At 51.0% G+C, this 21,980-nt stretch carries 23 protein-coding genes and 1 riboswitch; of the genes, 17 read left to right on the forward strand and 6 right to left on the reverse strand.

The features are described from left to right. Window positions 1-333 precede the first annotated feature (333 nt). The gene (locus C7B82_RS26355; RefSeq protein ID WP_106259747.1) at window positions 334-1,005 is read left to right on the forward strand and encodes a potassium channel family protein; all 672 of its coding nucleotides are present in this window, start codon (window positions 334-336) and stop codon (window positions 1,003-1,005) included. A gap of 148 nt (window positions 1,006-1,153) precedes the next feature. Here C7B82_RS26355 and C7B82_RS26360 read toward each other — a convergent pair whose 3' ends face one another. Together C7B82_RS26360 and C7B82_RS26365 are read right to left on the reverse strand one after the other, a co-directional pair. Beyond that, on the reverse strand, window positions 1,154-1,573 hold the full coding sequence (locus C7B82_RS26360) for a hypothetical protein (protein WP_106259749.1): 420 nt from the start codon (window positions 1,571-1,573) through the stop codon (window positions 1,154-1,156). A 33-nt stretch (window positions 1,574-1,606) separates the two neighbouring features. Continuing rightward, a riboswitch (Glutamine riboswitch) is annotated at window positions 1,607-1,654 on the reverse strand. 229 nt (window positions 1,655-1,883) lie between these two features. Beyond that, window positions 1,884-2,264: a hypothetical protein gene (locus tag C7B82_RS26365; RefSeq protein ID WP_146141274.1), complete on the reverse strand. Its 381-nt coding sequence runs from the start codon at window positions 2,262-2,264 to the stop codon at window positions 1,884-1,886. Between the two features lie 253 nt (window positions 2,265-2,517). Here C7B82_RS26365 and argF point away from each other — a divergent pair, with 253 nt between their 5' ends. The 3 genes from argF (at window position 2,518) to C7B82_RS26380 (ending at window position 5,627) form a co-directional block, all read left to right on the forward strand. Further along, entirely contained in the window at window positions 2,518-3,438 is a 921-nt protein-coding gene (argF, locus tag C7B82_RS26370) for an ornithine carbamoyltransferase (protein WP_106259752.1), read from the forward strand. Window positions 3,439-4,005: 567 nt separating this feature from the next. Then, the gene (locus tag C7B82_RS26375; protein ID WP_106259753.1) at window positions 4,006-4,206 is read left to right on the forward strand and encodes a hypothetical protein; all 201 of its coding nucleotides are present in this window, start codon (window positions 4,006-4,008) and stop codon (window positions 4,204-4,206) included. A gap of 146 nt (window positions 4,207-4,352) precedes the next feature. Then, the gene (locus C7B82_RS26380) at window positions 4,353-5,627 is read left to right on the forward strand and encodes a class I SAM-dependent methyltransferase (protein ID WP_106259754.1); all 1,275 of its coding nucleotides are present in this window, start codon (window positions 4,353-4,355) and stop codon (window positions 5,625-5,627) included. Window positions 5,628-5,852: 225 nt separating this feature from the next. On the opposite strand, the gene C7B82_RS26385 is transcribed toward C7B82_RS26380, so the two are convergent. Beyond that, entirely contained in the window at window positions 5,853-7,127 is a 1,275-nt protein-coding gene (locus tag C7B82_RS26385) for a septal ring lytic transglycosylase RlpA family protein (RefSeq protein WP_106259756.1), read from the reverse strand. 434 nt (window positions 7,128-7,561) lie between these two features. On the opposite strand from C7B82_RS26385, the gene C7B82_RS33370 reads away from it, so the two are divergent. The 3 genes from C7B82_RS33370 (at window position 7,562) to C7B82_RS26395 (ending at window position 9,255) form a co-directional block, all read left to right on the forward strand. Beyond that, entirely contained in the window at window positions 7,562-7,939 is a 378-nt protein-coding gene (locus C7B82_RS33370; RefSeq protein WP_219904705.1) for a hypothetical protein, read from the forward strand. Window positions 7,940-7,954: 15 nt separating this feature from the next. Beyond that, a complete protein-coding gene (locus tag C7B82_RS33375) occupies window positions 7,955-8,146 on the forward strand; it encodes a hypothetical protein (protein WP_219904706.1) in 192 nt (63 codons plus the stop codon). A 230-nt stretch (window positions 8,147-8,376) separates the two neighbouring features. Next, window positions 8,377-9,255 (forward strand): alpha/beta fold hydrolase, encoded by an 879-nt coding sequence (locus tag C7B82_RS26395; RefSeq protein WP_106259757.1) that lies wholly within the window; start codon window positions 8,377-8,379, stop codon window positions 9,253-9,255. A gap of 176 nt (window positions 9,256-9,431) precedes the next feature. Here C7B82_RS26395 and lipB read toward each other — a convergent pair whose 3' ends face one another. Next, window positions 9,432-10,148, reverse strand: coding sequence for a lipoyl(octanoyl) transferase LipB (gene lipB, locus C7B82_RS26400; protein ID WP_245940105.1), 717 nt, complete (start codon window positions 10,146-10,148; stop codon window positions 9,432-9,434). Window positions 10,149-10,323: 175 nt separating this feature from the next. Here lipB and hpf point away from each other — a divergent pair, with 175 nt between their 5' ends. Next, window positions 10,324-11,001, forward strand: coding sequence for a ribosome hibernation-promoting factor, HPF/YfiA family (hpf, locus tag C7B82_RS26405; RefSeq protein WP_106259759.1), 678 nt, complete (start codon window positions 10,324-10,326; stop codon window positions 10,999-11,001). A 239-nt stretch (window positions 11,002-11,240) separates the two neighbouring features. Here hpf and C7B82_RS26410 read toward each other — a convergent pair whose 3' ends face one another. Next, complete coding sequence (locus C7B82_RS26410) at window positions 11,241-12,065, reverse strand: DNA adenine methylase (protein WP_106259760.1); 825 nt, start codon at window positions 12,063-12,065, stop codon at window positions 11,241-11,243. Between the two features lie 359 nt (window positions 12,066-12,424). Between C7B82_RS26410 and C7B82_RS26415 the strand changes: the two genes are divergently transcribed. From C7B82_RS26415 to C7B82_RS26425, 3 genes are all read left to right on the forward strand, one after another. Beyond that, on the forward strand, window positions 12,425-12,628 hold the full coding sequence (locus tag C7B82_RS26415) for a DUF751 family protein (RefSeq protein ID WP_106259761.1): 204 nt from the start codon (window positions 12,425-12,427) through the stop codon (window positions 12,626-12,628). 94 nt (window positions 12,629-12,722) lie between these two features. Next, complete coding sequence (gene rbfA / locus C7B82_RS26420; protein WP_106259763.1) at window positions 12,723-13,127, forward strand: 30S ribosome-binding factor RbfA; 405 nt, start codon at window positions 12,723-12,725, stop codon at window positions 13,125-13,127. A gap of 113 nt (window positions 13,128-13,240) precedes the next feature. Further along, complete coding sequence (locus tag C7B82_RS26425; protein ID WP_106259764.1) at window positions 13,241-14,881, forward strand: glycoside hydrolase family 3 N-terminal domain-containing protein; 1,641 nt, start codon at window positions 13,241-13,243, stop codon at window positions 14,879-14,881. Window positions 14,882-14,947: 66 nt separating this feature from the next. Here the strand turns inward: C7B82_RS26425 and mug are convergent, their stop codons facing one another. Then, entirely contained in the window at window positions 14,948-15,511 is a 564-nt protein-coding gene (gene mug, locus C7B82_RS26430) for a G/U mismatch-specific DNA glycosylase (RefSeq protein WP_106259766.1), read from the reverse strand. A 185-nt stretch (window positions 15,512-15,696) separates the two neighbouring features. On the opposite strand from mug, the gene C7B82_RS26435 reads away from it, so the two are divergent. From C7B82_RS26435 to mltG, 6 genes are all read left to right on the forward strand, one after another. After that, window positions 15,697-16,632 carry an NAD-dependent epimerase/dehydratase family protein gene (locus tag C7B82_RS26435; RefSeq protein ID WP_106259938.1) on the forward strand — a complete coding sequence of 312 codons (936 nt, stop codon included), beginning with the start codon at window positions 15,697-15,699 and terminating at the stop codon, window positions 16,630-16,632. A 165-nt stretch (window positions 16,633-16,797) separates the two neighbouring features. Next, entirely contained in the window at window positions 16,798-17,973 is a 1,176-nt protein-coding gene (locus tag C7B82_RS26440; RefSeq protein WP_219904707.1) for a F420-0:Gamma-glutamyl ligase, read from the forward strand. Between the two features lie 163 nt (window positions 17,974-18,136). Beyond that, complete coding sequence (locus tag C7B82_RS26445) at window positions 18,137-19,474, forward strand: N-acetyltransferase (RefSeq protein ID WP_106259768.1); 1,338 nt, start codon at window positions 18,137-18,139, stop codon at window positions 19,472-19,474. 13 nt (window positions 19,475-19,487) lie between these two features. After that, window positions 19,488-19,979, forward strand: a complete 492-nt coding sequence (gene ruvX / locus C7B82_RS26450; RefSeq protein ID WP_106259769.1) for a Holliday junction resolvase RuvX — start codon at window positions 19,488-19,490, stop codon at window positions 19,977-19,979. Window positions 19,980-20,039: 60 nt separating this feature from the next. Further along, on the forward strand, window positions 20,040-20,600 hold the full coding sequence (locus C7B82_RS26455; RefSeq protein WP_106259770.1) for a DUF3727 domain-containing protein: 561 nt from the start codon (window positions 20,040-20,042) through the stop codon (window positions 20,598-20,600). Window positions 20,601-20,763: 163 nt separating this feature from the next. Then, on the forward strand, window positions 20,764-21,924 hold the full coding sequence (gene mltG, locus C7B82_RS26460; protein WP_219904708.1) for an endolytic transglycosylase MltG: 1,161 nt from the start codon (window positions 20,764-20,766) through the stop codon (window positions 21,922-21,924). The last annotated feature ends 56 nt before the right edge of the window (window positions 21,925-21,980 follow it).

The raw sequence follows: 21,980 nt of genomic DNA on the forward strand, positions 1-21,980 counted from the left end.
CTGGGGGCACGCCCCCACGCCCCCTTTGATCCCAACGCCCTAAGCTTAGTGACAACAGCTATACAGGCGATTTCTAGCAAAAAAAGACCTGTAGGAGCCGGTTTAAAACAAGGTTAGCGGTTGATGGCAAGGCTCTGGCAAAGCTTACCCCCACTCAACGGTAGATTTTGCCTAGAAATCTCATAAAATCGTTGCCAACTGAATTTGCTCACCCAAGCGAATGCCCTTTCAAGCAGTACGATCGAGCCACTCATTCAATGTTGCGGCTGACGTATTAATGCTGGTCTTGATCGTACCCTTTCCCTTTCCTTTCGTTTAGAACGGCAATTCAAGATGTATGTATTGATTGGTGGCGCAGGCCTGGTTGGCTTGGGGTTGGCACAGCGGTTAATTGATTTGGGCCACACGGTCGCCATGATCGATATTGACCCGATCGCCTGCCGTTATGCCCGCGAACAGTTAGGTGTGATGGCGTTTGAAGGCAGCGCTGTGAGTACCGAGGTGTTGCTTGAAGCGGGCATCCGTAAGGCCGATGCCCTGGCAGCAGTGCTCCGAAACGATGCGTTGAACCTGGCCATGATTACACTCGCCAGACACAACGGCGTGAACCATATTCTGGCAAGAATGCGGCATCGAGACTTTGCTGAGCCCTATCGCATTGCTGGAGCCACTCACGTTGTCAACGCGATCGACCTGGCTGTTTCAACCCTGGCAAACGCGATCGAATATCCCCAGGTAGAGTCGATGATGCACTTCGAGCAGGGGCAGATTGAAGTGCTGAAACTCGCCATCCCTGAAAAGTGCAATGTGGTCGATCGCACCGTTGCAGAGATTGCCCAAGATCATCGCTTTCCCTCCGGTTCGCTCATCATTGGTTACCAACCGCACCCGCAGATGGATCTTGCGATTCCTAATGGCAATACCGTTCTGGAGGCTGGTTCAACCATTCTAGTGGTTACGAAACCGGGCTCAATGCGCGAGATAATCGATTTTATTGAAGGTTAAGGAACGCGAATGAAATGATTGGTAAAGCTGCCAACGTTTGAGGATATGGCAAGGCCATGTCCCGACTGAAAAATCAACCATCTTTAATCTGTGTTCCTACGCAGAAGCCTTACACGCGGCGACAGTAGCGTTGTTCCAGACAAGACAGCTAATGGTAAAGACGCTCTTCTAGCCAGATTTGGACTTCTGCTTCAGACTCTAAATAGGCTGTTTGTCCGGTACTTGGATCATAAACAGTCCACCACGCTTGTCCCGTCCGATCCAACGTGCGCCGTACTTCAGGTTCAGGGCGCGCCAGCAGGTAGGGGTTAAAGCTGAGCGGTTGGTTAAGTAAGCGCCAGAGTGGTTGCCAAATGTTGGTACGGGTTGTCGAGCGATCGCAGACTACAGTGAAGCGCCGCTCTAAGTATTCCACCTGATCCTCATAATCGAGGCTTCTAGCACGACGGCTCAGCAGCGATCGCCACCACCGATCCAAAGATGCGATCAGTGGCGAATGAATTGGCTGCGGTTCGACGACGTCTGAAAGCAGCTCTAGTGCTTTGTAAAATTGCCATTGCGATTTCATCACAACGCTCCATAAAATCTCTTGAGTACATGAAGCGCGTTCCTTCGGGGCTTTCCCTACTTCCGTCCCTCCCTGAACGGATATGCAACTTATCTGCATGAGACGAAGAGGTATTGTAGAAGCGTTCTATTGCACGCCTCTACCCGCACGCCGCATCTAAGATTGCTCTGGCTTACCTAACGATTAGTTTTTAAGCGAAGAGAGAGATGAACGATTTTATGTTTTGGACAAAAACGTCAAGCTGGATCTGGACAAAGAAGTGTCTTAATTTCCTGACTTTGCGCATCTGTTGGTAACAAGTGAATGTTACTTACTTACCCTGATAATTTTCTTCAATCCAAAGTCGGAGTTCTGCTTCAGAGTCGGCATACACAAGCTGACCAGTCCGTGGATCGGAGGCGACCCACCAGCGATCGCGACCGTCCACAATTTCAACTACTTGCAGAACCGATCCACCAAACAGCTTGTCGGTAATAGAGCGAGTCATTGTTTGCCACCAATTGCGGCCTGAGTGCACAACGCTAGATGCTGCTTTTGGTGCGACCTGCTGTTGCTCTCGTTCTAACACCGCTACTAGATTTGCATTGTGGCTTGCCTTGGCCACCGCTAGACGATGGTTTAGAGACGCTATGATGCTGTCTTGGTGCTTGTTCAGTGGGTGGCGATCGTGGAGATGAAGTGCATTAGCCATAATAACGATGTCCCGAAAATGTACAGTTGACATAGAGGTTTGAAACTCTACATCTATAACTATAGAATTTTTTCTGTATTGAAAGCTACGGTTTAAACGTTTGTTGACATTTTCTATTGTTGAACGGTTTTTGCACGGCACGAGAGCACGCGCGCAAAGCATTCTCGCCCCTTGATCTTTTCCGCCTAGACCGCTAGGCGAACGGAGACAGATCTGATAGGGTTTTGAGGACAATCTTGGAGAGTGAAGCGCAATGGGGGCACTGAAGGGACGTGACTTGCTTAGCCTGGCAGATCTGACAACAGAAGAGCTACAGGAAATTTTGCAGCTAGCAGCGCAACTGAAGGCAGGAACGCTGAAGCCGAAGTGCGAAAAGATCCTGGGGCTATTGTTTTACAAAGCGTCTACGCGCACCCGTGTCAGCTTTACAACCGCCATGTACCAACTGGGTGGGCAAGTCTTGGACTTAAACCCCAATGTGACGCAAGTAGGGCGCGGAGAGCCCTTGTCTGATACGGCGCGAGTGCTTGATCGCTACCTCGATATTCTGGCAATTCGCACCTTCGACCAGCACGATTTGGAAGCCTTCGCCAGCTATGCCCACATTCCGATCATCAATGCGCTCACCGATCTAGAACATCCCTGTCAAGTTCTGGCGGATCTACAGACTATGCAAGAGTCTTTTAATTCGTTGTCCGGTCTAACCCTGGCTTATATGGGAGATGGCAACAATATGGCGCATTCACTCATGCTGGGCTGCGCTATGGCGGGTGTGAATGTACGTATTGCCTCGCCCCAAGAGTATCGTCCGTTGGATAGCATTGTGCAGAAGGCTCAGGCGATCGCCAATGGTAAGACGGAAGTCATCGTCACAGCCGATCCGCTCCTTGCGATCAAAGATGCTCAGGTTGTCTATACAGATGTGTGGGCAAGCATGGGTCAAGAAGCATTAGCAGAAACCCGCATCCCTATTTTTCAGCCGTATCAGGTCAGCGAGGTGCTGCTCAGCCATGCGGATAAGGAGGCGATCGTGCTCCATTGCCTGCCTGCCCATCGCGGTGAAGAAATTACTGAGGCGGTAATCGAAGGTTCCCAATCGCGAGTGTGGGATCAAGCCGAAAATCGGATGCACGCGCAAAAAGCACTCTTGGCAAGCTTGTTGGGGATCGCTTAACGGAGCGATGTGGGTGCAGCCAGTCTTCTAGTCGTCTTTCTGTAGGCCCACGACAACAGGTCTACAGAAGGAGTTGTTGTTGAGCCGCAGCATGGAGCGACTATTGCAGCGTGCTGTAGAAAGCTATAGCCATACTGGTTAGGACGGGGCGCAGGGGTGAAACCCCTGGCTGGAGGCACGCCCCCACTTCCCCTTTGATCCCCATGTTCTAAGCTTTGTGGCAACAGCTATACCAATGCCAAAAAGCACTACGGATGACCGTCTGTAAAGCGTCCTATGCGCGCCTACGAGGAAATGCTGGAGTGATTACATTCTTGCTCTTCAGGTGGTTTGCGATCGACTGCTTTAATGCTGCTGACAATTAAAAACATCTCATTTTGTAAAATGCTTTGCAGTTTAAAGCGTTAACCGCTATCTATAGTAGTGAAACTGAGAAGATGGGACTACATACAGCGTTTGCTTGGAGTTTAGATCTACAGGTTGGGTGCACCGGTTGGCTCTAGCAACCTCTCTGTAGCGACAGTCTCATTGATCAGCGATAAAACCATTAGCCACAGAATAAAAACGATGAGTTACCAACATCAACTGAGCCCGTGGGTTGTTCATAAGCTCCTGCCCAACTTAAAGCATCTCACTATTACTCGGTTCCGTCGCCGCCCTGATGCTGAAGCCTATCTCAAAGTTCTGAAGCAGTCTCAGCCTCACTCTGATTTTGCAATCACCTTTGATGCCGGAGTGAATGAGCTTGTTGCTCAGGCTGAGTTGTAATTAAGTCGGCATGGCTAGCAGTATGGTTTGTGGAGTGTGGTGTTGACGCAACTGAATCGATCTCAATGCCGTTCGCGATCGACGGCTTTTTCATGCTGTCGTCATGCATCCCTGTGTCAAAATAAAGACCACTATCAGTGGTGGTTATGCCAGCGGACGAGCAAGACAGCAACTCAACTCTCGGCAATTTAATTGCTCAACGGATTGCCGAGAGTTTTCAACAACGCCTTACATTTGCTGAATATATGGAATTAGCATTGTACCATCCAGAGCAAGGGTACTATGCCACTAATGCTGCCGTGATTGGCGCCAGCGGTGATTTTTTTACATCACCCCATCTGGGTGCGGATTTTGGCGAATTGCTAGCCGACCAGTTTGTCCAAATGTGGGATATCCTGCAGCGACCGACTCCCTTCACACTGGTTGAAATGGGCGCCGGGCAGGGGCTTTTAGCCGGTGACATTCTGCGCTATGTGCAGCGTCAATATCCTGAATTTTTACGATCGCTAGAGTACATCATTGTTGAACGTGCGGCTGCACTCATTGCTGAGCAGCAGCGGCAATTAAAAGCATTAGCGGCTAGTGGGATTCCGCTACACTGGCGCAGCCTTGAAGACATCGCGCCGCACTCCATCACTGGTTGCTTTTTTTCAAATGAGCTAGTAGATGCGTTCCCGGTGCATCAAGTGATGCTGCTGTCAGGGCAATTGCAAGAGCTGTACGTCACTACACGCAATCACAAGCAGGAGCGGAGTGAGAAGGCCAGTAGCGTAAAGGACAGTGGCGAGAACGAGACTGCTCAGTTTGATGAGGTGAGCGGCGCACTGTCTACACCACAACTGGCAAAATATTTTGAGCTTGTAGGCATCGATTGGGCGGCTCAAGACTACCCCGATCGCTATCGTAGTGAAGTTAATCTAGCCGCATTGGATTGGATGCATCTGGTTGCCGATCGTCTGCAACGGGGCTATGTTCTGACGATCGATTACGGTTACACCAGCGCTCGTTACTACAGCCCTACACGCCCGCAGGGGACGCTGCAGTGCTACTACCAGCACACGCATCATGCCAATCCTTATCTCCACGTTGGGCGGCAAGACATCACAGCCCATGTTGACTTCACCGCCTTGGAACGACAAGGTGAAGCCTGTGGGTTAAGTACGATCGGCCTGACTCAGCAAAGTCTTTTCCTAATGGCACTAGGACTGGGCGATCGCATCGTTGCGCTTAGCCAATCTACGGCTACCGATGCTCCAGGAATGCAAGCAATACTCCACCAGCGAAATGCGTTGCATTTGCTCATTAATCCAATGGGGCTAGGCAACTTCGGTGTGCTAGTGCAAGCCAAAGGGCTCACCAGTTCAGAAAGTGTCCACCCGCTCAAGGGGCTGAGTGGCTTATCAAGCTACGCTACTAGTTAGACTAGAGACGGTTGAAGAGCTGTTGAGAAGCGAGAATCAACGCTGTAGGGTGGTATATTACATTCATACGGCACATAGAGCAAGCGAAACTTTTTCCGAGCCAGTGCGTCTCATTCAATGAACCTAAAATTGAGACCAGCCTTCAAGCTCAGCTTCTGCCATCGTTTAGTTGCCGATGACCGGGCATTGTTCCTGCTTTATGACCCACCCACACTGCGCTCCTTTCTATTTGCCAGAAGCCGTTACTGCCCTGGCGCTATTGTCTAGGACATCTAGCCGCACAGGGGCAACACCGGACTGGATTAGACCCAGTACGCGAGCTGCTGCAGTAGACAAATCAATGACGCGATCGCCGGAAAAGGGACCTCGATCATTGATGCGCACGACAACCGATCGACCATTATCCAGGTTGGTGACGAGGATTTGTGTACCGAAGGGTAAGGTTCGATGCGCTGCGGTCATGGCGTTTTGGTTAAATGCTTCGCCGCTAGCACTAGGGTTACCGTGGAACCCAGGACCATACCAGGAGGCTAAACCGCTGAGCCGTTGCCGAATCGAGCCGACAGCCGCCTGAGACCAGCCATTTGGCTTGCCAGATACGCTAGAGAGCGGAGACGCATTACCGAGCAACCGCCGCAGCCGATTGGTTGCTTGTAGCGCGTCTGTCTCAAGGTTGCGAGTAGAACCTGACAGCACTGTACTGGCATCAATCACAGCAAGCAGGGTTTTGTTTGCTTTGATAGCATAACGTTCGCTCTGCGGCGCTGCTTTCCCAGCTTGTGCGCTCCAGCTAACGGTAATGGTTTTGGCGTCAACGCCTTCGCGGTTCAGTTGATTAATTCTGGCAGCGATCGCAGCGGCTTTTAAAACAGGATCGCTTTGGGAAAGGGCGGCATCGGCCAGTACCGTCGGCGCTGTGCTAGTAGATTGAGCGGAAGGTTCTGACGTTGCTGCTTGAGGCGCATCAGCAGTGCTGGACTCTTCGAGAGCTTTGGCGCTTGCGATCGCAGTAGCTGTAATGCCGGGATTAAGTTGTCGACTCCCTAGCTTGACCCTAGTTGTAGCCGCTTTGCCAGAGCTGGTAAACGTCAGGATAGGGAGGTTGCGCACATAAAGGGTGGCGGCCTTGCGCCCTGCTAGATCGTGAGCTTGCACTTTCGCAATCACCTCACGTTCAGAGGTAGCGGCGTTTGTTGCTTGAGACTGCTGCTCTCCAAGCTTAACGACCGCATGTGTCAGCTTCAAATCTGGGGTCAGTGATGGCTTTAAGGCAGTTGCCCCACTGGTTTTACTGGTAGCCTGAGATGGCTGTTGGCTGACCTTGTTAGCGACGTCACCCTGGATTGATTGAGGGGCAGGAGGCTGGTTAGACGCTTGGTCAAGCTTGGCCTCCGCTAACTGGTTAACTGCTGTTGCTGGATTAGCGCTGCTAGCCAGCGGCAGACCAAGCGTTGTCAGAAACAAAGTGGCAGTTAAACCACTAATAACATTTTGATTCATACATCCATGTGTGAAGGGCATATGTCAAGCAAGCTTGCAACCAGTTGAACTAGGCAAAAATTTCTTGGTTGACATCTCTCATAACTCGTATTCGTTTCGCGTTAACTCCATAGCTTAAGAACTGCAACAGACTATCACGAACTTTTTGCTTTGGGGATCAGGGATCTAACAGACACCCCCAAACCTAGCCAATGTCCTAAGCGCTAAGAAGGTAGGCAAAGCAAGTGTTAAAGGACGTTTTGCCGTTTTACGCCGTTTTAGGCGCTTCATCAAAACTTCACGCTAACTTTACACTTTTGTGACCTAAATCACCCAACAGGAGTATTGAATTAACGGAAAGTAAGAGAGTTTGGATTTTTGGTGCCAGACCAACTAACGTTGGCGCATCCGATCACTGTCCACATCTCTAGACTCAGCGATCGCCTCAATCCGTTTTGGGTCGTTTTATAGTGACGGCAGGAGCCACTTTTAGCACTCAAGGCTTGCGTGTACCTTCTCCCGATCGCTGGTTTCACTCTTACAATAGACATCAATCAAACGTATCGATGCCAGGCACCTTTATGGAGTTTGAACCCAAAGCAGCGCCTCAAAATCTGGTGCGGACGGCAATCTTTGCCGCAACTGAGCGAACGCTCTTAGTCTGGCTGCGAGACACCGAGCGATCGCTGCGCCGCAAAACGCTGACGGCAATTGTGCCTCTTTTGCCTAATCCGCTAGCGCTCAATTTAGGTGAGACGTCTCTGGTTGATGAAGAGGCGATGAACCAGTTGGCAGAAATTGACCTGAATGCGGTTGACGCCGCTGACCTTTAGCCTGCTCGCATCAAAATGGGCTTGATCTTTACCGGATTTGGTGCGCTGGCAATGGTCTTGCTGTTACTCTATCTCTCGGCGCTGCATCCAGAGCTCAGTCCCGTTCAACAAATGAGTCAATACTGGTATCAGTACATTTGGTTTGTTGGTTTGGGCGTTGCGGGTCTATTTATGCTTGGGCGAGAGGCTATGCGTCCGCTAGATTGAGCGTTTAGCAGCTAGCGTTCAGCAGTCAGCGGTCAGATAATTAACCGATCGCGCGAACGTCTGCTGCAGCGGTAATCACGCATGGCTGTCGTAGCGGGTCAAATGATACTCTGTAAGAGGTCTTCAACGCTGCGATGGTTGTAAAAAATAATCTCTATATATAGAGTTTTTTACTGATTAACGCGGTCGTCCCCCTGATCGAAGGCAATCGTTCCTACGCAAAATTTTTTATGGCTACGCTGTCTTCTGAATGGCAACATCATTTTGTTGAAACGAATCGTATTCGCCTACACTATGTCACGCAGGGTGATGGTGAGCTAGTGCTGCTGCTGCACGGATTTCCTGAGTTTTGGTACGCCTGGCGGTTTCAGATTCCGGCGCTAGCCCGACACTTTAAGGTTGTGGTGCCTGATCTACGCGGTTATAACGAATCGGATAAACCTGCTAGTGGATACGATCTGGATACGCTCAGCGCTGACATTCAAGGACTGATTGAAAGTTTAGGGTACGCTCGCGCTCATATTGTGGGACATGACTGGGGTGGTACGATCGCGTGGCATTTAGCACAAAAGTTTCCTCAGTATCTTAATCGTCTAGCGATTTTGAATGCTGCACCACCGCAACGCTTTTTACAAGAAATGGTGGGCAACCTGGATCAACTTCGCCGCAGTTGGTATGTGCTTGCCTTTCAGGTGCCCGGAATTCCAGAGTGGTTAATTCAGCAGAACTTAAAAGAATTTCTCAATAACCTGCTCCAGGGGCAGGCAGTTCGTAAGGGCGCTTTCTCTAATGAGGAGACGAAACTTTATCAATCAGCCTTGGAGAAACCGGGAGCGCTGTCTGCTGCTCTTAATTACTACCGCCAGATGCTATCACCCTGGAGTTGGCTGAAGGAGTTTGGGCGCACGCCTAATCTCGTGACAGCACCAACACTGGTGTTATGGGGTGAAGAAGATTCGTTGTTGAGCCAGAATTTGATTAAAGAGCTTGATCAGTTCGTTCAGGCTCCGTTTCGGTTGACCCTTGTGCCTCACTGCGGACACTGGATTCAGCAGGAAGCCCCGCAAACGGTGAATCGGGAACTGTTGTCGTTTTTGCGGCAGCGTTAGTAACAGAGGCTGAAGGCGATTTTTAGTCAACAAAAGACTCGTAGGGGCAAGTTTGACCACCAGGTTAACGGCTAGATATCAAAACTCTGGCAAAACCTGCCCCTGCCCTACGGCAAATTTTCTCTTAGAAATCTCCATAAGTTGTCAGCCTTGGCTATCAAGTTGCAGCGGCTCACTCAGCGCTCAATCTTGGCGACATCTGCGTCTTCTACCAACTGAACGTTGAAGACTTCAGCAAAGGCGATCGCTACTTGTTCGCGTACTTGCTCAAACTGGACTCCTGGCACAAACTGCTCCAGACTGCCGACTGCCTTGTCAGAAAGGCCGCAGGGGACAATGCGATCGAACCCACTGAGATCAGGGCAAATATTCAGCGCAAGGCCGTGCATGGTAATCCAACGGCTCACTTTAATGCCGATCGCAGCGACTTTGCGATCGCTTACCCAGACGCCCGTCAAACCCGGAAGTCGTTCACCCTGCAAGCCATAGACGGCTAAGACCTGAATGATGACTGCTTCTAGTTGGCGTAAGTACCAGTGCAAATCTTTCTGATAGTAAGTCAGATTCAAAATTGGGTAGCCGACCAATTGACCGGGACAGTGATAGGTCACTTCGCCACCGCGCTCAACTCGATGCACCTCCCATTCTGCTTGTGCTGGGTCAAACTTGAGAAATTGAGTACTGGCACCCTGCCCTAGTGTGTAGGTCGGTGGATGTTCTAGCAGAAGCATGACATCGTCGAGGCTGGGGTTTTGGCGACGATCGTCAACGAGCGATCGTTGCCATGCCCAGGCGGTTGCGTAGGGGACAATGCCTCTCTGATAAAGCTGACAAACACGACGATCGACACGATTGTCGTCCGGCAGTAACGCCCTAGCAATGCCTCGACTCACTGGATGAAACTCATAAAAAAAGCAAGGGGGTTCTAACGCAACTTCGCATTAAATGAGGCAAGTTCGAATCAAGAATTGTCAAGGCTTGCAAAACATTCTAACGGCCACTGTTGTGCAGAATACAAAGTGCTAGGGTGAATGCATAACCCAATAGTTCAGGGGAGGAAGCTCGTTTATGAAGCTTGTTATCCAGGGCAAAAATATCGAGATTACTGATTCGTTGCGTGAATACGTGACCAGCAAGATTGAAAAGGCGGTGAGCCATTATCAAAGCCTGACGACTGAAGTAGATGTCCATTTGTCTGTTGCTAAAAATCCCCGTGTTAACTCCAAACAGACGGCTGAGGTCACAATCTATGTTAACGGTTCGATTGTCCGCGCTGAAGAAGGTAGCGAGAGCCTCTATGCCAGTATCGATTTAGTTGCCGATAAGATAAGCCGTCAGCTTCGTAAATATAAGGAGAAACGTCAAGCTCAGAGCCAGGCTCCAGTGAAAACAGTGGAGGTTTTGAGCGATCAGCCCGTCGCATCGGATCTATTGCAAGACCGATCGCCAATCTTACCCAGTCAAGTGTTACGGACGAAGTACTTTGCCATGCCGCCTATGACGACGCAGGAGGCGTTGGAACAGTTAGAACTGGTTGACCATGATTTCTACATGTTTTTGAACAGTGAAACGGGAGAGATCAATGTCATCTACGAGCGCAATCACGGCGGCTATGGGGTGATTCAACCCCGTAAGGGCAATGGACATACAAACGGAAAAAACGTCAAAACAGCCCATTATGAACAGAACGGCAACGGCTACAGCGACCAAAGTGTGCCAGTTGCCGAGGTTATTAGTCATGCTTAAGCGTGCGCTTGTGCTTCAAACAACCTAAAACCGACGTTCTACAGATAACCGCCTGTTAATTCGACTCCCGCTTAACGCAGAGTCGAATTAACAGGCGGTTTTTGCATCCATACGTGACTGGTTGCCTTACCTGTGGGCACGGCATTGTTGTGCCCCTACCCAAGTTGCTTAAGGGTTTCCGCTTTTACGGACTGCTACTGACGCGTACCTGATTGACGCAAGAAATCTTTTGATGCCAATTAATAGGAGGTCACTAAGACTTCTGTGATTTTTCCTCGTTTCTCCGCGTTGGAGTTAATGGCTCTGGAGGCGACGATCGTATAAATAGTGAAGTCTTGATAGAGCTCTCGAATAAACGGACAGTCAGAGTTGGAAAGCATCACTTTCACACCCCGATTGGCTAAGGCTAGGAATGTATCCCGCAAACGAATCTGGTCTGTTTCCGTAAATGCATATCGATTGTAAGACGTGAACTTACTAGTGGCGCTGATCGGGTGATAGGGCGGATCGAGGTAGACAAAATCCTGACTGCTGGCATCCTGCAACACGGTTTCAAAGGAGCTTAGCTCAATGTGAGTCGATCGTAGGGCTGATGAAGTGGCATACAGTAGGTCAGCATCGCAAATGGTTGGTTTTGCGTATCTGCCGATCGGAACATTGAACAGCCCTTTCGAATTTTCGCGATAAAGACCGTTAAAACAGGTCTTGTTCAAGTAGATTAAGCGAGCGGCACGTTGGATCGGCGAACCGTTAACGCTGGCGCGAATCTGATAATAATAGTCAGCGCAGTGGCGATCGCGATGGTCTTTTAAGCAACCGATGAGCGCTTCGACGTGGTCTCGGACGCAACAATAAACATTCACCAACTCTGGATTAATATCCATCAGCCGCGATCGTGGCGGCAGTAGGTGGAAAAAAACAGCACCGCCTCCCAAAAACGGTTCGTAGTAGGTCGAAAACTGTTTGGGAAAGTGGGGAATGTATTGTTGAATCAGTTGACCTTTGCCGCCAGCCCACTTTAAAAACGGACGGGGATGCAGTCGTAGCGGGAGTCGGGTTTGCATAGAACACATCATAGAGGTGATTCTGAATGTGGAAGCAAGTTTTCTGTTGCAATTCTCGACTTCAATCCATTGCGTTTGAACGAAACATTAATCGGTGTCTAACGATGTCTAAAAATTGGAGTTTGAGTTCATCTTCAAGGGCGCTACTAATAGCGTTTGGATTGTGAAATTGCTCGCTGAAGAGTACTACCCGTAACATTTGTCAAACGTGAAGCAGTGCTCAACGTAGCTTGTCTGGCTCTAGTGCAGAGCCCTTGGTCTAAAGTCCAGTAACATAGAAGAACAGCAAGTCCAGTAACATAGAAAGACAGCCCGTTTACTCTTAATCCCTGTAAGGTACGCCGTTCTCATTCAAGCTCATGCAAAACTTCTGGAATACAGTTTCTAAGTACCCGATCTTCATTACGGGTGTCGTTTTAGGTGTCTTGCTGAACGCGTTGAAGCCACTCGCGCCGCTCTTCAAGAACCCTGTTACTGCGATCGCCCTGGTCAGCGTCTTCGTTGCGGGCTTCGCCTTTATTGGCTTTACCCTCCGCGCCATGCTGGGGCTTGGGATGGCTTGATTCGCCTGGCTACTCGGGTGAGTTGTGATCACTCAGTTATGGAGACGCGATCGCGACACATCAGGCAGCGTATACATCAAAAGGTAGGTTTGTTATGGCTACGAGTCGTCGGGTTGCTCGCGTTTCCGAGTTGATTAAACGCGAGGTCAGCCAGATGTTGCTGTCTGGTATTAAGGATGATCGGGTTGGCTCGGGTATCGTCAGTGTTACCGATGTCCAGGTTGCTGGCGATTTGCAGCATGCCAAAATCTTTGTCAGCATTTATGGCACCAGCGAAGCCAAAGCCGAAACAATGGCAGGCTTGAAGTCAGCAACGGGCTTTGTTCGCAGCGAACTAGGGCAGCGTATTCGTCTGCGCCGAACGCCCGAAGTCATTTTTCTAGAAGACAGTTCGTTAGAGCGTGGTGACAAAGTTCTATCGTTGCTCAGCCGTCTCAGCCAGGAACGGGAGTTAGCAGATCACACTGATGAGGCTGACGAGGGTGGGGCAGAAGATTAGAGGCTTCTCGTCTGTAGGGACGTTACATGTAACGTCCCTACAGACGGTTGTAATGTAGGCGGTTACAATGCAGGCGCTTGTACGTCGTCCCTTCATCTCTTATCGCTTCACCCATGACATCTCTCCTTACTGACATTGAGACGCTTTCGCTGCGGCAGCAAGTGGCGCAGATGGTTGTGGTGCGAGCATCAGGCTATCTCTTTGATCACCAGATTCAGTATCCAGCTTGGGAACCGACTACCACAGTGCTACAACACTGGGTCGAAACCTTGGGCGTCGGTGGTGTCATTCTCTTAGGGGGCAGCGCAGGAGAGTTGGCGTTACGAACGCAGCAGCTACAGGAGTGGGCGACTGTTCCACTACTCGTAGCCGCTGATGTCGAGGAAGGGGTGGGACAGCGTTTCTCTGGAGCGACCTGGTTTCCACCACCAATGGCACTGGCAGCCGTCGCGCAAGGGTCGATCGAACGTGCAGAGCGCTATGCCGAACAATTGGGAGACACGACAGCGCAGGAAGCGTGCGCGATCGGGCTCAATTGGGTGCTGGCTCCGATCGTGGACGTGAACAATAATCCTGATAATCCCGTGATTAATGTGCGATCGTTTGGCGAAACGCCCGCGATCGTTAGTCAACTCATTACAGCCTTCTTGCGAGGCGCACAACGCCATCCCGTTTTGACGGCTGCGAAACATTTCCCCGGTCATGGTGACACAGCGGTTGATTCTCATTTGGCCTTACCTGTTTTACCCCATGCGCTCGATCGTTTGGCTCAAATCGAAATCCCACCGTTTAAGGCTGCGATCGCGGCAGGGGTGGATACGGTGATGAGTGCCCACGTGAAAATTCCAGCGCTAGATCCAGAGTTTCCGGCAACGCTGTCGTCGCGTATTTTGACGCAGGAGTTGCGGCAGGCACTGGGCTTCGACGGTTTAATCGTCACCGATGCTTTGGTCATGGGAGCGATCGCCGATCGCTACGGTGCCAATGAAGCAGCCGTTCTAGCAGTCGAAGCGGGTGCCGATATTCTGCTGATGCCGCTCGATCCAGAGGGTGCCATCCAAGCTATCTGCGAGGCGATCGAGACGGGGCGAATTGCTGTCGAGCGCATCCAGTCATCGGTTGAACGCATCTGGCGAGCCAAGTACAAAGTTTGCCCCTCGGTTGAAGGTGGCACGTCTCACGCCTGGGAAACACCACACTCAGTCCCGATCGAGACACAAACACTGACTACGCAGTTGGCGCAACCGCAGGCACAAGCGACGGTGGCTGCCATCTTGCAGGATTCAATGCAAGTCCATTGTCCGGAACACTCACGGTTGACGCAACCACGTTGGTCGCAAAATCCCCGCAATCTGATCATTGTTGATGAGCTGTTGGCGTGTGAGGGTTTAGGACGGCATACGCCTGCGATCGCCTTGCCCCAAAGCCTGGGCTATCAGCTGCAAGTGGTCGATCGCCATACACCTGCGATCGCGCTTAATGCCGCTACCATAACCTGGCAACCGACTCTGCTACAGCTCTTCATTCGCGGCAATCCCTTTCGTGGTAGTGCTGGCTTGACTCACACTGCGATCGATTGGTTTCATTTTTTGGTGGAAACTGATCAACTTCTGGCGCTGGTGCTTTACGGTAGTCCTTATGTTCTCGACAAATTCTTGCCGAGCCTGCCAGCCGGTGTGCCTTACGTGTTTACCTATGGACAGATGCCGTCAGCACAGACGATCGCGCTAGAGTTTTTGCGAACTCCTCAATAGAAAACGGGTTCCTGGACGCAACCTCAACACTCAAATGCCACATGGTAAAGAAATCCGGTTTCTGGATTAAATTACATCCAACAGCGATCGAAATGTTGCTGCGAGATCCTTGAGCTGATAATGCGCGTTCAAACCACTGGGATTGGGCAACACCCAGACGATCGTGCCTTGCAACGCGTCTGATGGTAGTCCTTCTGACTGTCGCCCGATCGTTGCTTTGGGTCGTCCAAAGGCCGTGCGATAAGCACCAATGCCTAACACCGCAAGCACCTGGGGCTGATAGCGCTGCACTTTGGCTAAAAGCTGCTTTCCACCCACAATAAGCTCATCGGTTGAAAGCTGATCGGCGGTGGCTGTTGCGCGATCGACCACATTGGTAATGCCATAGCCCAACTGCAACAGATCGCGATCGTTTCTAGGCGCATACAAGCGCTCTGTAAAACCAGCAGCGTGAAGAGTCGGCCAAAACCGATTACCAGGACGCGCAAAATGATGCCCAACCACTGCACTGTACAGACTGGGATTAATGCCACAGAACAAGACCCGTAAGTCAGGCGCAATAAGATCGGGAACCGTTGTACCGATCGCCGCTTGAATCTCGGCTTTGGTCGGCTTATGGAGAGGGGGCATAGGAGTGGGGAGTAGGGAGTAGGGGATGGAGAGTAGGGGAAATTTAACATGAACAGACTTTGCAAAAGCAAGCTAAGTTCTGCGTCAATATTGACTACTTCGTCAGGGCATTTCGGAGAGCCAGCACTATTGCGAATCACTTCAGCCTAAGATGGAAAGTTGTTGTCATCGGGATGGTGAAGGTCATGCGGATCTTGATTATGGGAGGTACCCGGTTTGTCGGCGTTTACCTGACGCGTCTTTTGGTGAAACAAGGGCATGAGGTTGTGCTGTTTAATCGAGGCAAAAAGCCTGCCCCTGTAGACGGCATTCAACAGATTCATGGCGATCGCACCAACGCTACCGATCTCAAAGACAAGCTCTCTGACGAAACTTTCGATGTCATCTTCGACAACAACGGGCGCGAGCTGAGCGACACCCAACTGCTTGCAGAACTCTTCAATGGCAAAATGCAGCAGTTTGTCTACATGAGCTCTGCTGGTGTGTATTTAAAGTCTGACCAGATGCCTCATTTAGAAGCCGACCCGGTCGATCCTCAGAGTCGGCACAAGGGGAAACATGAAACGGAAGCTTACCTGGTGAGACACGATGTTCCCTTTACGTCGATCCGCCCTACCTACATCTACGGACCACAAAACTACAATGATCTGGAAGCCTGGTTTTTCGATCGCATTGTGCGCGATCGTCCCATTCCGATTCCGGGTCACGGTCAACATTTGACCCAATTTGGGCACGTACAGGATCTGGCACAAGCCATGACTCAGGTTTTAGGTAAGGCCAGCGCTGTAGGCCAAATTTACAATGTTTCGGGCGATCGCTACATCACCTTCGACGGTCTTGCTCGTGCCTGTGCGGTGGCGGCTGGAAAGTCTCCTGAGGCGCTTGCGATCGTTCATTACGATCCCAAACAATTCGATTTTGGTAAGCGCAAAGCCTTTCCCCTTCGCGCACAGCACTTTTTTGCTTCGATTCAAAAGGCTCAAAACGAACTCAACTGGCAACCTCGGTACGATTTGGTCTCAGGACTCAAAGACTCCTTCCAAAATGACTATCTGAGTTCGGGACGAGACAAGACAGAAGTAGATTTCTCCGTTGACGAGGAAATTCTGGCAGTGAGGTGAGAGAAAGGCTGCAAGCTGAAGCCTGAAGCTTTGAGTTTTGAGTTCTAAGCCTTCTGCTGGCCACTGACCGCTGATCGCTGGTTCCTCACTCCTCACCTCTCCATGCTGCAAAACTCCCAACTCCTACTAAACTTTTTAACAGAGTGATTAGGCAAAGTAACGTTTGTGGGGATTATTGGGAGCATTGCGATCGCGATCGTTGTTGTAGCAGTTTTCTTGCTGCTCGCATTAGATCTTCAGTACCGCCTTCGACCGGGAAATAAGCTAGAGCTAACGGCTGGTAATTGGCAGCTTGAGAGCTATGAACCGCAGCGCTACTTGCTAGTCGGTGAGTTGGCATTTCATAACCTCACCCAGCGGTTTGAAGTGATGGTGCCAGAAATCTGGGTAGAGGTAAAACTGCTCTCTGCTGCTAGCCTCAAAGGCATTACAACCAGCACGCAGGTCATTCCCCGCTATCAGGGTGCCGAATTCAGAGCCGATGGGTACTGGGAAGGGCACATTGTGAAGCAGGATGTGTCGCCGATCGAAATTCAGGTTGAATTGCAGGGAGATGATTTGATTGGGCTGAGAGTGGCCTGGATACGAGTGCACTACATGACTTATGGTCCGCAGGGACGTTTTCCCAAAGTGCGTCATGTGATTGTGCCACTGACCTTTCCCAGCGCAGACGATTCTAAACACTGGCGACCGGCTAACAATGCTGATGTGCTGCCCATTCGTACCCATTTGCTGACGCATTTAGACAACCCTGTAGCGGTCATCCAGCGCTATGTGTTGCCCAACGCTCAACCGGGTGATGTCGTCACGATTGGGGAAACCCCGTTAGCAATCATGCAAGGCCGCTTTCGGCACCCCAGTGAAGTGAAGCCAGGATGGGTGGCGCGGCGGTTATGCTACCTCTTTTTACCAACATCTAGTTTGGCAACCGCCTGTGGCTTGCAAACGTTGGTAGATTTGGTGGGTCCTGTACGAGTGTTGGTGGCGTTTTTAGTGGGCGCGATCGCTAAAGTGTTGGGCAAACCTGGCGTGTTTTACCAACTGGCTGGGGAGCAGGCTCGTCTCATTGATGATGTTACGGGTACCATCCCACCCTACGACCAGTTCATTGTCTTGGGGCCGGACAATCCGCAGCAGGTGGTTGATCAAATCAAGCGCGAAACGGGGTTATCCGCTGCCATTGTAGATGTCAACGATTTAAGAGCGGTAAAGGTCTTGGCAGCATCCTCAGACCTTTCAGTGCCGTTTCTCAAACAGGCATTAATCAAAAACCCAGCAGGCAATGCCAGCGAACAAACGCCTGTTGTTCTGATTCGACCCGTTAAAGCGTTAGGCGAATAGACGGCGAAAGGCCAGCAGACTGGCGGTCGCAATCCTTAAGCTGATCAGTGATTGCAGCCTCTACGTGTGAGGGACGTCCTGTTTCGTCTGTAAACCCTTTAGAATGTAAATTAAGCCTTCAAGTTCTGGACGTTGCGCGCGGCTGGTTGCAGCCATACCCACGATGACTCAAGTTCTCCCTCAGACGACTCAAGTCGTGATTCGATCAATTCAGTATCGCGATTTGGAAACGATCGAGCGTCTCTGTGAAGCAGACTCTGACCAAGAAAGTGTCCCTACCACTGACACTGGAAAGCCTTTAAAAGCTTTGTCATTGCTACCTTGGCGGGGCTTGAAGAAAGCCCTTAGTCTCGTGTGGACACCATCGCAGCAAACCTTTGGGGCATACTTTGCCGATGATCAGGACAATCAGCTCCGAGGGATGATTCGCATTTCGCCCTTTAATCGCACCCGCAGCACCTGGCGCGTCGATCGCGTTGCGGTTGTGCATCACGCTGAGCCAGTTGCCGAGGCTCCTACTCCTGAAGTGCCTGAGCCATCAAAACTGCCTCCCAAGCTGAGCCTCGCAACCGTTGGTTCGCAGCTACTGCGGCACTGCTTTGAAAAAATCTGGGAGGCGCGTACCTGGCTTTTGGAAGTGGATGTCAACGATACAGCACTGTTGGCGTTATACCGTCAGAACGGGTTTCAGCCGTTGGCGCAGATGACCTATTGGTTGCTTGCGCCTGAACAACTCCAGGAGATCGCCGAGCGGGAGCCTGACTTGCCCAACCTGCTGCCGATTAGTAATGCGGATGCTCAACTGTTGTATCAACTCGATACAGCCGCCATGCCACCCTTAGTACGGCAGGTGTTCGATCGCCATGTGCTCGATTTCAAAACAAGCTTGCTTAGCTCGCTGATGGGTGGCGTCAAAAATTGGTTTAGCCATGCTGAGGTCGTCAGTGGCTATGTCTTTGAGCCACAGCGGAAAGCCGCGATCGGCTATTTTCAAATTCGGCTCTGTCGCGATGGCTCGCAGCCCCACCAGGCGCAGCTGACTGTGCATCCTGCCTATACCTGGCTCTACCCTGAACTTATGTCCCAAATGGCGCGTATTACTCAAGAAGTGCCGCCTCAAATTCTGGAGCTGGCGTCGTCTGATTACCAGCCAGAACGCGAAGAGTATCTAGAGCGCATTGGCGCCAATCGAGTCGCTCATACGTTGATGATGTCGCGATCGGTCTGGCACAAACTGCGGGAATCCAAGCTGCCTATGGCACTCGACTCCCTCCAACTTTCCGAAGTACTGCAGGGGTTTAAACCCGCCCGTAAACCAGTACCGGGACGTATTTCACTGCTGCGGTTGTGGAATCAATCAACGACCGATCCCAAAGCAGATGTCAGTCAGCCGAGCGGCGATGCCACTGCAGCAGATGATTCTTTGCGAAGCAATCCCTTGCTAAACTTACCGACCTCAACCGACTTTTCTGACCCGCCTCAAGAAGGCCCTTGCTGCTAAGCGGTATCTTTGGATGCACATTTCCGCCCTGGGGCTAGACGTTGGAAGTAAGCGAATTGGTGTTGCTGGCTGCGATCGCACGGGCTTGATTGCTATAGGGCTGACTACGATTGAGCGTCAATCGTTCCAGCAAGTGCAAGCCGAGCTACAGCAGTTGGTCGCTGAACGTGAGGTGCAAATCCTGGTCGTTGGCTTGCCCTATACCATGAACGGAGCAATTGGTGCTCAAGCGCGACAGGTGCAGAAATTTGCGCGGGCAATGGCAAAAGCACTACAACTACCTCTGGAATATGTTGATGAACGGTTGACCTCTTACCAGGCAGAACAACTCCTGCATGCACAGAATCTTTCGCCTTCTCGCAATAAAGGACTAATCGATCGCAAAGCAGCGTCACTCATTCTGCAACAATGGTTGGATGAGCGCCGCCTCAAGGCAACTTATACACTAACGTCTCCGCAGCCCGATGCGGCTGACTCCGAAGCCTTGGATTCAACCTTCTTCTGAGTCACGGGTAGAGATGTGTAAAGAGCCTGTAACATGACCGATTTTAGTGGAGAGTCCGGAATGGATGAAGACGATCTTGAGATGGATGTAGAAACCGTTACCTTGACGGATGATGCCGGACGGACGATTACCTGCACCATTGAACATGCTCTCGAAGTCGAAGGGCAGGACTACGTGCTGCTACTGCCAGTAGACTCGCCCGTCGAAATCATTGCTTGGCAAGAAGATGGTGACGAGGAGGAAGCTGTCCCAGTCGAAGACGATGAAGACATTAATCTTCTCTTTCCTGTGGCCAAAGTGGTGTTGGAAGAGCAGAATCTTGTGCTCAAGCGTACCGCTGTCACCTTGACCGTTGAGGGTGATCTTCCCGATTTAACTGAGGAAGATGATCTGGCAGGTTTGGAATCTGATGGAGAGGGCGAAGAGGAGGAGCTTCAGTTCCTGGCAAGCTTCTATTATGAAGAGCAAGAATTCGGCATTTACGCACCGCTGGATCCCTTTTTCATCCTGGCGCGGGTAGATGCTAACAATCAACCTCAGCTGCTTTCGCCCGAAGAGTTGGAGAAGATTGAACCACTGCTGCCAATGATTGAAGACCAGTTGATTGATCAGTTCGAATAAGTTTGCAAGTTGTTAGTGTTTGGTTGTTAGCTGTTAAAGTGGTGGGCTGCTAGATGCCGATCGCTGGCGGCTAACAACTGATTTCTTTGCCCCTTTTAAAGCGATTAAGCCATCTTAATAGTGCATGAAAGCAATAAAGAGGTGCATGAAAGCAATAAAGAGCATGACTAAAGGTGTGATCGTCCTACTGCTGCTATTGGCAGCGACCGGGGCGATTGGCTGGCGCGCTTGGGCTTGGTGGACAGCTGCCAGTGCCCCCCCGATCGCGTCAGGAGCACCGGATAAACCAGTGAAGCTTCGCGTTCCTCAGGGTACCTCTGCTCAGGAAATTGGCAGGGATTTACAGGCGCTGGGCGTCATTCGTTCGGCGACAGCGTGGGATCTCTGGTCGCGTTGGCTGATGTTTCACGAGCCGGAGGGAGGCTTTAAGGCAGGCATCTATCAACTGTCGCGCACAGAAGCACTGGAAGATGTGGCGACTAAAATCTGGTCAGGGGACGTCGTCCACTTGAGCTATACGATCCCTGAAGGCTGGTCGCTGCGGCAAATGGCAGCTTACTTTGAGGCCGAAGGTTTTTTCTCGGCGCAGGACTTTCTCACCGCCGTGGAGCGCTTGCCAACGGCTCAGTATGCCTGGCTACCGACTAATAGAGCACCTGGGCAACTTCTCCTGGAAGGCTTTCTCTATCCCGATACCTATCAGGTTTCTGGCTTACCTGCAAAGCCGGAGACCGTCTTGAAACAAATGCTCGATCGGTTTGAGCAGGTAGCACTCCCTCTTTACGAGCAAGGGCACAAACAAAAGCAGTCGGAACATAAGCAAACAGCCTTAAGCTTTACCCAATGGGTTACCCTGGCCAGCATTGTCGAGAAAGAGGCGGTGATCGCTAATGAACGCACTCGCATTGCAGGCGTCTTTATGAATCGCTTAAGGAAGAAAATTCCCCTTGGCGCTGACCCAACGGTTGAATATGGGCTAGGCATCCAGCAAACGCCAGACCAACCCCTTTCTCTTGCGCAAGTACGAACGCCGTCTGCCTACAATACTTATCTCAACACGGGCTTACCACCAACTCCGATCGCTAGTCCTGGTTTAGCTAGCCTTAAAGCGGCGCTCAACCCAGAAAACACTGATTTTCTCTACTTCGTTGCACGGTACGATGGTACTCATGTCTTTAGCCGCACCCTGGCAGAACACCAGGCCGCCCAAGTCATTATTCAGGATAAGCGCAAATCTACCAAACAAAGCAACGCTCAGGGGCAAAGCCAACCAGATCAGGGCTCTCAAAGTAGCCTACCCGGACGCGATCGTGCGCTGCTTTAAGACACTTTCTGCCTGTGAAAAGGTGGTTCCCAGTGCCTTCTGTAATCGTATTCTTT

Source organism: Stenomitos frigidus ULC18 (assembly GCF_003003795.1).
Lineage (GTDB): Bacteria > Cyanobacteriota > Cyanobacteriia > Leptolyngbyales > Leptolyngbyaceae > Stenomitos > Stenomitos frigidus_A.